This is a genomic window from Mycoplasma sp. ATU-Cv-703 (genome assembly GCA_004011965.1).
Taxonomy (GTDB): domain Bacteria; phylum Bacillota_I; class Bacilli_A; order Mycoplasmatales; family Metamycoplasmataceae; genus RYZV01.
The window spans coordinates 18691-28689 of sequence record RYZV01000001.1 but is presented as its reverse complement, the minus strand read 5'-3'; the positions used below and the strand labels follow the sequence as shown (position 1 = coordinate 28689).

Here is a 9999-nt window from a genome sequence, read left to right as displayed (position 1 = left end):
TCCTCGTCACCCTTACACGTGAGCGCTTCTATCGGCTTTGCCCGACCAGTCAGAAGATAAATTAGATTCGATTCCTGGTCGGCCACCTTCGCTTGAACACTTGCCCGCCGGAGACCCCTTTGCCGCGCGCAATCCTTACGCGCTTGAAGTGGATTTTCGGGTTGAGCCACCGCTCATTCCGATTAGCAAAACCCACGCCGCGGCATCTTGACTACTCCACCCTAAGGCTCCTAAAGTCACTTTGCCACCCCGGGTGAAAAAGATTATGCTCCAGTTTAAACGGGTTTTTAGTCGGCAAAAAAAATCAGGAGGTTCGCATGGCTCGTAAAAAGAGCGCGAAAATAACCGCACCAATTTTAAAAGTTAACGGTCTGACGAAAACTTTTAAAACCCGTAGCCGGTTTCACCGAGCTTTGGACAGCGTTTCTTTTGAACTTTACAGCGGTAAAGTGCTGGGTATTATTGGCGAATCTGGTTCGGGAAAAACCACAATTGGTCGGGCTTTAATTAGAATATTGCCGAGTTTTTCCGGGTCAATTCAACTTGATGGACAAATTGTTTCGGGTCGTAAAGTTTCCCGAGCGACCAAACGTTTTTTGCGTCGCAACATGCAAATGATTTTTCAAAATCCCCACTCTTCGCTCAACCCGACACGTAACATTTTCTCGATTTTGAAAGAACCGCTGGTAGTTAACAACACCATTAACGATTCGATTAACGATATTTTGACCGACTATAACAAAGTTAGTTGCTATTTCAAGTGGACTTTTTTGCTCAAAAAATACCAAAGTGCGCTTGAGTTTAACCAAAACACGACTTTTCTGTTTGAAAAACAAATGGATCAAATCGTGAGTCACCTTGAGCGTTTACAAATTGACAAATTTGCTACCGCCGAAGAAGCGCTAGGCGAGTTACTAGTCCACTACTACGGTCAAAAACACAGTCTTTACCAAAACATCACCAATCAACTCGAAAACTTGAAAGATCACCTAATTGATTTTTATTACGAGCACCAGAAAAAGTTCCGGCAAAACAAACTTAACCCCGAAGAAACCAACTTGAATTTGGCGCGTCAACAGTACGAAAGAGCCCGCGTTCAAGTTTCGCGCTCAAGCGAAGCGATCAAAATTGACCACGAAATTGCCGAGTTAAAACTTAGGCTTAGTCAAAAACATAGCGACTCCCGCAAGCGCTTAACTATCAATCAGCAAATCATCGCTTCTTTGACCGAAGAAATCCGGTTGGCTAAAGCTAACTTCAAACAGAAAAAACGACTAGCTCAAACGGTTCAAGAGGCAAACCTTTACCTTGTTAACTACTGAACTAACGTAGTCTTCTTGCGTTTCTTCCGAACTCGTTTTGCGTCCAACTTAGTTTATTTAACCCAAGAGCGTCTTTACGAATTAAAAAACAACTTACAAAAACAAACCGGGCAAGTTTTCCAAAACTACAGCGCACTGATTTACACTAGCGATCCAATTAGCGCCAAAGTTTTGCAATTTATCGTTGATGACCTAGTTAGCGCGTCTTTGAAAGTTTTCAAAGAATTTTACGATTTAGCCTCCAGCCGCCGAAAATCTGCTCAGCAAGAAGTAAAAACTACCAAAGATAAAATTAGTCAGTTAAAAAGCGATCTCAAAGGCACTCCCTTCCCGCCCGCTATCACACGCGAAGAGTACGAACAGGAAAAGTTCCGTTACAAACAAGCTTGGTGAACATACCAAAATTGGGTGGAAGGTCAACTGAAAAAACTGCAGCTAGAACTGCGCGACCTTAAAAGACAAGTCCAAAACTCCTTAGCCGCGCGCAAAAAAGTTTTTCTCAGCCAAAGTCGTAAAGCCCACCAAATTTTTATCGCCAAGTGAAAACAAATTTTAAAAATGGGTCGGCAAGACATTAGTCAATACAAAAAAACCGTTAGCGAACTTAAGCGCAACCCTGGTTGAGATTTTAAAAACCAAGGTCTAAGCAAAAACGTAGTCAAAAAAATTGATTACCAACTGAAACACCGCTTTGACAGAAAAGCGATTAAAGTGGAACTGCTTTCGCTCAAACAAAAAGTTAAAAGTTTTAAAACTCAAATCAAAGAAAAGCACAGTTTGACTAAACTGCTTAAACTGGATTTTACTCGTCAACAACGTGACATCAAAATTGTGTTTGAACTTTTTGAAAAAACTGGTCAGTCCCAACTAAGTTTTGATTTACCAGATTTACTTTACAAAACTAAGGTTTACCAAGCGCTCCGCGAAGTTGGACTTTCGCGCGAACACGCTTACCGCTACCCGTTTGAATTTTCAGGCGGTCAACTTCAAAGAATCGCGATTGCTAGAGCGCTCATCACACGACCAAAAGTGATCATCGCCGACGAGCCAATCGCTTCGCTTGACATTTCAATCCAAGCTCAAATCGTCAATTTACTGCGTGATTTAGCGACCAAAAATAACATTGCGATTATTTTCATTGCCCATGACTTATCAATGGTGGAACACATCGCCGATGATCTTTTAATTATTCACCTGGGTAAAGTTGTTGAAAGCGGCGCTTCTTCAACAGTTTTTGCGCATCCAATTCACCCCTACACTAAAAATCTTTTCCAAGCCATTCCGACGATTGAAAACGCGAACACGCCTTTCAAAGAAGGTAACTTTGGTTTGCAATACTTAGACGAATACTCTTTAGTCAATTCCCCTCACTACTGGCAAGTTGACCAAAATCACCTCGTCTTAGCGAGCGAAAAGCAAATTAAAAAGTGAAACCGCGCGGCTAAAATATCGCCGACTAAAGTAATCAGCACTCAGCAAAAAGCGCCTGAACATTCTCAATCCACCACGATTGTGTTACCGATTGAATTTAAAAAACAAATCGCCCAAATCGAAAAAGCCCGCCGGTTTGCCGTTGAAGTTGAAACGAAAAAAACGTCAAAAAAATCGACTCAATCTAAGTCCCGGACTCAAGCTTTTTACAACTTCTGAACTCGTCGGATCAAAGTCGGTAATTTAGAACAAAAACTTTACCAAGTGCCGGCTTTTAAAAGCGAGGAAAGCGTCAGCGCTAAACGAGCGCGGAAAAATGGCTAAGTTAAAACTAAGCGGACTGACTTACTCGCTTATCGGTTGACTTTTTTGGTTGATGATTTTTTTAATCGCTTTTCTAGTTAGAAAAAGTCCCCACCGCCTATTAGATGCCCTAGTTATCGCCAGTGCGGTTTTGAGCGCGCTTTGCCTTTTAGTGTTAGTTTGAAGGTGGGGTTTTTTAGAAAGATCAAGTCTTTGACTTTGAAATTATTACCAGCGAAAGTTAACCGACCGCCAAAATCGGTCTAAGTACGTGGCCAAAAATTTGACCCAGTACCGGGAAAAACTCGCTCAAATTAACTACTGACCAATTTTGCTTAACCTGGGCGTTTACCTTCTAATCTTAGTCATTGCTATCGTAATCGGTCTTTAAAGCTAGTCCGTTAATTTAGGTAGAATTAAGTTAACTCAAACAGATTAGAAAGTGAGCAAATCATGGCTAACCAAATCCAAGTTTTTAGCGAAATCGGTCGACTTCGCAAAGTTTTAGTTCACCGGCCGGGCAAAGAAGTTGAAAGGCTTTACCCCGAAGTTTTCGGTCCGCTTTTGTTTGATGATGTGATGGACCTTAACATCGCTCAAGCCGAGCATGACGATTTTACTAAGAAGCTGCGTCAAGAGGGCGTGGAAGTTTTTTATATTGAAAAACTCGTGGCCGAAGTGCTTGACAAAGACGCAAGTTTACGCGAAGTGTTAGTGAGTCAGTTTTTGCAGCAAGCCGAAATTAGTGACCCGAGTCTCATTGAAGCAATTAGTCAATTTTGACTAAAAAACAAATCAAACTTAGAGCTAGTCAAAGCGATGATAGCCGGCGTGAAAAAAACTGAAATTCAGGCTGATTTTGCCGCGAGTTTAGCGGCACAGTTTTTAAAAAATGATCCTTATCCGTTTTACGTTGACCCGATTCCCAACTTGCTTTTTCAACGCGATACTTTAGCTTGCGTTTACCAGGCGGTCAACATTAACAAGATGTGGGCCAAAACCCGGCGGCGCGAAGCAATTTTTTACTACTACCTCAGGGAATACCACCCGGATTGACGCGATATTCCGCTGCTTTTTGACTCTAAAACTGACGAGGGTCACATTGAGGGAGGCGATATTTTAGTGATTAGTCCCGAAACTCTTTTAGTTGGGGTTAGTCAACGCACAAACGGCGCTGGACTGGAAAGTTTTGCCCGCAAAGTTTTTGGTCGATTTGAAAAAACCCAGCAAATTATTGGCATTACCATCCCTAAAGAGCGCGCTTCAATGCACCTTGACACTGTTTTAACGCAAATGGATCACGACAAGTTTTCCATTGATGCCGACATGGCCCAGTTGGAATACCAAATTTACGAACTAACGCCCGCCAAGGCCGGTCTAATCAAAATCAAAATCGCCAACATGAAAATTAAAAGTTTGTTGGAGAAATATCTCAAACGCCCAATCAAATTTGTTATCGTCGGCGGCGGTGATCCGATCCGCGCTAAACGCGAGCAATGGAACGACGGAGCCAATTGTTTGACGATCCGGCCAGGCGTAGTGATGACTTACGCGCGCAACTGAGTCACTAACGCCGAGATGGAAAAAGTTGGCGTGAAAGTGATTCGAGTTGGATCAAGCGAGCTTTCCCGTGGTCGCGGCGGACCGCGCTGCATGTCTATGCCACTTTGGCGTGACTTAATCGAGCGACCTAAGCAAAAAGCGGCGAAAAAGGAAGGTAAAAATGGCTAATTTGAGAGGTAAAAGTTTCCTAAAAATTATTGATTTAAGCGACCAAGAATTCAAGTACTTATTGGAGCTTTCCCACACCGTTAAAAAACAAAAAAAGAGCGGGGTTTTTAACCCGGTGTTAAGAGGTAAAAACATCGTCTTGCTTTTTCAAAAAGACTCCACGCGGACTCGCTGCGCCTTTGAAGTCGCCGCCCACGATTTAGGTATGGGTGTGACTTACCTTGGGCCATCGGGTTCCCAGTTTGGTAAAAAAGAGTCCACGGCTGACACGGCGCGCGTGCTTGGCAGAATGTTTGACGGCATTCAGTTTCGAGGTTATGCTCAAGCCGACGTAGAAACTTTGGCCGCTTATTCAGGCGTACCGGTTTGAAACGGTTTGACCGACGAGTGACACCCCACCCAGATGGTCGCCGATTTTATGACTATCCAAGAACTAAAGGGTCAAGATCTACGCGGTTTGAAAATCGTTTTTGTTGGCGATGCGCGCAATAACGTCGCTAACTCCCTAATGGTTAGCGCCGTCAAACTCGGCATGCATTTTACCGCTCTAGCACCTAAAAAACTTTTTCCTGAACCCGGGCTAGTTAAAAAATGTCAAGCAATCGCGCAAAAAACTGCTGGCTCAGTCACTTTAACAGACAACCTTAAAACAGGACCAGCCGATGCCGACGTAATTTACACCGATGTCTGAGTGTCAATGGGTGAGTCAGACTGGGACAGTCGTCTCAAACTTCTGCACGATTACCAAGTTGACATGGCGATGCTTAAACGAGCTAAAAAGGACGCGATCTTTCTCCACTGTTTGCCGGCTTTTCACAACGACCAAACCGAAGTTAGTCAGCAAATGGGTAAAAAGTACGGCAGTAAGTACCCGCGGGTTAAAAACGGCGCATTCGAAGTCAGCGATGAAGTTTTTAACTCGTCTTACTCGCACGTGTTTGAGCAAGCCGAAAACCGTCTTCACTCAATTAAGGCGATTATGTTAGCCACGATCGGAGCCTAGCGATGCCAACCAAAAAAACTCGTAAACGTTACATTCCGAGCGCCTTTACAATCATCTTCGCGATGATGATCGTTTTCGTGCTCGCTTCATGGATCGGATCCCCACTTAGTTCAGAAATTCAGGGAGTCGGGATATTAGATATTTTTACCGCTGCCTGGCACGGTTTTGCCAGTAAAGCAGAAATCATTCTTTTCATTTTTGCCATTGGAGGCACGCTAGGAGTGATGACGCGTCTCAAAGCGATTGATGGCGGCATTCAAGCGCTTGTGAATGCGCTGCGCGGCAAAGACAAAATTTTAATCGTAGTTCTAATGTTAATTTTTGGCCTAGGCGGAACGACTTACGGAATGTGGGAGGAAACAATCGCCTTTTTCCCAGTTTTAATTCCGATTTTTGTCAAGTTAGGTTACGGTCCTTTTATGGCTGTTTTAGTCGTTTTGGTCGGAGCAGGAACCGGGTGTTTAGCTTCCACGATTAACCCGTTTGCAGTTTCAACCGCGATCGACGCGATTGTCAAAGTAAACGTGGAAGGCGAGACGCCCTTTTCGGACTTTGCCCAAGGCGTGGGTCAAGGGACCCGCTGGTTAGCGTGGGTGATTTACGAAGTTGGCGCGATCGCTTTAGTGATTTACCTTGGCAGATTGCTCAAACGAAAAAATGGTCACTTAGTTGGTCTAAACACCGAAGCGATTGCCCACAAATTCGCCAGTTCAGAAAAAATCGTTTTCACGGTCCGTCGCAAAATTGCACTTGGTCTTTTTATGACTGGTTTTGTCATCATGATTTTAGGTTTTTTACCTTGGCAGTCGTTTTTTCCAAGTTTAAAATCCGACCAAGGTTGGTGAAACACTTGGATGTGGTGGCTAGCTTCGGTCGATGCTAATTCGGCTTGGGAACCGCTTGGTGGTTGGTACTTTGTTTCAGTTGCCGGCATTTTTCTAATCATTAGCGTAGTTATATTTGCCATCAGTTGGAACGACTTTGTTGAAAATGACCAAACCAAGGAAGAAACTTTTTTAACCACCTACGTCAGTGGCGTGAAAGACGTTGTCAACGTCTGTCTGCTAATTGGCGTGGCTGCTGGGCTAGGAATCATTTTGGAAAAGACTAACTTTGGGCCGATCATTGCCCGCTCAATTTCTGGTCTTGCCGGTGCAAACTTAATTCTTTGGGGTGTGAGCGTCTTCCTAATTTCGTTAATTCTTTCCTTCCTAGTTCCTTCCACGAGCGGTTTTTCATCGGCTTTCATGGGTATTTTTGCGACAGCAATTGCGCTTGGAACTGAACAAGGACTGCAAAACGCGGCTTTGGCATTAACGATTTTGGCTTTCATTTTTGCTTCTGGAGTGATTAATTTGTGCGCGCCAACTAGCGCCGCATTAATGGGATACACCGCTTACAGCGGCGTACCTTATCCGGTGTGAATCCGGAACATTTGACCGGTAGTTTTAACTTACGCTGTTTTAGCGCTAGTTTTAATTATCACCTTTGGGGCCATGGCCAATCAAGGGGTGATTTTCTAATGGCTAAAGTCGTGGTGGCTTTGGGCGGCAATGCGCTTGGTAACACGCCAAGCGAGCAGCGCCAAAAAGTCGCCTTAACCGCCAAGGTGATTAGCGATTTGACAACTCAGGGCCACGTGGTTCTGCTTTGCCACGGCAACGGACCTCAAGTCGGCATGATTAATAACGCGTTTCAAAGCGCTTATTTAAAGCAAGAAATTCCCGAGGCGATGCCTTTTGCCGAGTGCGGAGCGATGAGTCAAGGATACATTGGTTATCACATCCAAAACGCGCTGCACAACCAGTTCGCGCGCGCTAAAATTAGTCGACCCGTCGTCACGCTCATCACGCAAACTTTTGTTGATTCCCAAGACCCTGCCTTCCAAAATCCGAGCAAACCGATCGGCACCTTTTTAAGTCAATCCGAAGCAGAAAAACTAGCTAAAGCTAACGGTTGAGACGTTAAGGAAGACGCAGGTCGCGGTTGAAGAAGAGTCGTGGCCTCGCCCATTCCACGGGCGATTGTCGAAAAAGAGTTGATAGAGACTTTGGTGGCTCACAAAGCCGTGGTGATCGCAGGCGGTGGCGGAGGCATTCCCGTGGCGTTGGAAAAGGGCCAGTTAGTTGGCAAAGCAGCGGTGATTGATAAAGACCTAACAGCCGCCCTGCTGGCCCAGATCATTAAAGCCGACAAGTTAGTTATTTTGACGGCTGTTTCGGCAGTTAAAATTAACTACCAAAAAGACAACGAGAAAGATTTAACAACTGTCAGCGTCAAAGAGCTCAAAACTTACGTTGGTCAAAAACAGTTTGCGGTCGGATCGATGCTACCTAAAATTGAAGCGGCGCTCCAGTTCGTGACAAAAACAGGCCAACCAGCTTACATTGGTAACCTAACCGATGCAGCGCAAATTATCGCTGGTAAAGCGGGCACTAAAATCGTTGCCAATTAGTTTTGGCGGGCATTTTCTAAGTATTCAACTAACTTTTCAAACGAACTTGTTTGGGTTATTTTTTGACCGTAAGCGCGGTAACTGAGTGTCTGATCGGCTACTTCTTGGTCACCCAAGATAATTTGAAACTTACTTTTACCAGTTTGAGCATCGCGAATTTTTTTGTTTAGCCGTTCATCGCGCTCATCCAGCTCAGCGCGAAAACCACGCTCGGTTAAGCGTTGAGTAATTTTCTGGGCGTAGTCAAGGTGTTTATGAATGTCAACCGGAATTACGCACACTTGCCGCGGCGCTAACCAGAAAGGTAAGTTGCCTTTGGTTTGCTCGAGCAAAATTGCGATTAAGCGCTCGTAAGTACCGACGAGGCCGCGGTGAATCATGACTGGTTTTTCTTTTTGACCCGCTGAGTTAACAAAATAAAGACCAAATTTTTCGGGTAAAAGAAAATCGAGTTGTAAAGTTGAGAGAGTAATCTCGTGACCTAGGGCGTTTTCAACTTGAATATCAACTTTAGGTCCGTAAAAGGCCGCCTCGCCAACCTTTTTTTGGTAAGGCACTTGGAGCTTGTCCAACACTTTGACAAGCTCTGACTCAGCGAGTTTTCACATCGCTTGGTCAGGGTAGTACTTAACTTGGTCACCCGGGTCGTGAAGCGAAAGAGATACGTAGGCAATTTTAATGTCCAGACGCTGAAGCACTTGCTCAATCATCCGATAGCAGTTTTCAAACTCGGAAACAATTTGGTCCGACCGGGCAAAAATGTGAGCATCTGTCAACTCCATTGACCTAACTCTTTCTAATCCGCTCAGAGCTCCGGATTTTTCGTAGCGGTAAAGCTGAGCGTGTTCGCTCAGGCGAAGCGGTAAATCACGGTACGAACGAAGTTTTAACTGGTAAATTAAAACGTGGTGGGGGCAAGCCATCGGACGCAAAACAAATTTTTCGTGGTCAACTTCCAGCAGCGGAAACATGTCTTGCTGGTAGTGGGCTAGGTGACCCGAAGTTTGGTAAAGCGACTCTTGACCAAGACTAGGTGTTGAGACTTCTTGGAAACCAAAACTTTTTTCCACTTGGCGCAAGTAGTTTTGCAGCGCGGTTTTAATCGCCATTCCGTGGGGTAGTCAAATCGGTAAACCTTGACCAACTTGAGGTTCAAAGGCGAAGATTTCTAACTCCCGCCCGATTTTTCGGTGGTCGCGTTCTTGCCGGTCGCTAAGAACTTTTAAATACTCGGTTAATTTTTGCTCAGTTGGTCAAGCCGTTCCGTAAATGCGCGTCAGTTGGGGTCTTGATGAATCGCCGCGTCAGTAAGCGCCTGCTAAGGAAAGCAATTTAAAGTGGGTAATTTCGCCCGAGCGAGCAACGTGGTTACCTTTGCAAAGATCGCTGAAAACGCTCGCTTTACTTTGCGGGTCAACCATACCGTAGTAAGTAATCGTTTTGTTAGCTAAAATCAATTCGTTTAACTGCTCGTTTTTAAAAGGTTGACCCGACAAATCAATCGGATCAACTAACTCGTAGCGGTAGTTTTGCTTAGCAAGTTTGTGCATTCGTTTTTCAATCCGCGCTAAATCAAGCGGAGTGATCGGCTGGGCAAAAAGAAAGTCGTAATAAAAACCTTCTTTGATCGCCGGTCCAAAACCGAGTTTGACGTCGGGAAAAAGCTGACAAACGCTGGCGGCCAAAAGGTGAGCGGCACTGTGGTTCAGAGCAGGGTCGGCCTTAAACATAGCGTTATTATACTGGAAAGACCG

Annotated in this window: 8 protein-coding genes; 7 read left to right on the top strand and 1 reads right to left on the bottom strand. The window is 44.7% G+C overall.

Annotated elements, in window-relative coordinates; genetic code table 4:
* The 7 genes from CSE00_RS00150 to arcC all read left to right on the top strand — a co-directional run.
* The coding region (locus tag CSE00_RS00150; RefSeq protein ID WP_345775206.1) for an oligopeptide/dipeptide ABC transporter ATP-binding protein at positions 1-328 on the top strand (328 nt) is incomplete at its 5' end.
* A complete protein-coding gene (locus tag CSE00_RS00145; RefSeq protein WP_127942527.1) occupies positions 318-3077 on the top strand; it encodes an ATP-binding cassette domain-containing protein in 2760 nt (919 codons plus the stop codon). The genes CSE00_RS00150 and CSE00_RS00145, both read left to right, overlap by 11 nt.
* Positions 3070-3447 (top strand): hypothetical protein, encoded by a 378-nt coding sequence (locus CSE00_RS00140; RefSeq protein WP_127942525.1) that lies wholly within the window; start codon positions 3070-3072, stop codon positions 3445-3447. The genes CSE00_RS00145 and CSE00_RS00140 overlap by 8 nt, the downstream gene beginning before the upstream one ends.
* A gap of 62 nt (positions 3448-3509) precedes the next feature.
* On the top strand, positions 3510-4787 hold the full coding sequence (locus CSE00_RS00135) for an arginine deiminase (protein WP_127942524.1): 1278 nt from the start codon (positions 3510-3512) through the stop codon (positions 4785-4787).
* Positions 4780-5790 carry an ornithine carbamoyltransferase gene (gene argF, locus CSE00_RS00130; RefSeq protein ID WP_127942522.1) on the top strand — a complete coding sequence of 337 codons (1011 nt, stop codon included), beginning with the start codon at positions 4780-4782 and terminating at the stop codon, positions 5788-5790. Before CSE00_RS00135 ends, argF begins: the two co-directional genes overlap by 8 nt.
* A 2-nt stretch (positions 5791-5792) precedes the next feature.
* Positions 5793-7313 carry a YfcC family protein gene (locus CSE00_RS00125; RefSeq protein WP_127942520.1) on the top strand — a complete coding sequence of 507 codons (1521 nt, stop codon included), beginning with the start codon at positions 5793-5795 and terminating at the stop codon, positions 7311-7313.
* The gene (gene arcC / locus CSE00_RS00120; RefSeq protein ID WP_127942518.1) at positions 7313-8245 is read left to right on the top strand and encodes a carbamate kinase; all 933 of its coding nucleotides are present in this window, start codon (positions 7313-7315) and stop codon (positions 8243-8245) included. Before CSE00_RS00125 ends, arcC begins: the two co-directional genes overlap by 1 nt.
* Here the strand turns inward: arcC and thrS are convergent.
* On the bottom strand, positions 8242-9975 hold the full coding sequence (gene thrS / locus CSE00_RS00115) for a threonine--tRNA ligase (RefSeq protein WP_127943095.1): 1734 nt from the start codon (positions 9973-9975) through the stop codon (positions 8242-8244). The genes arcC and thrS overlap by 4 nt on opposite strands.
* Positions 9976-9999 lie beyond the last annotated feature (24 nt).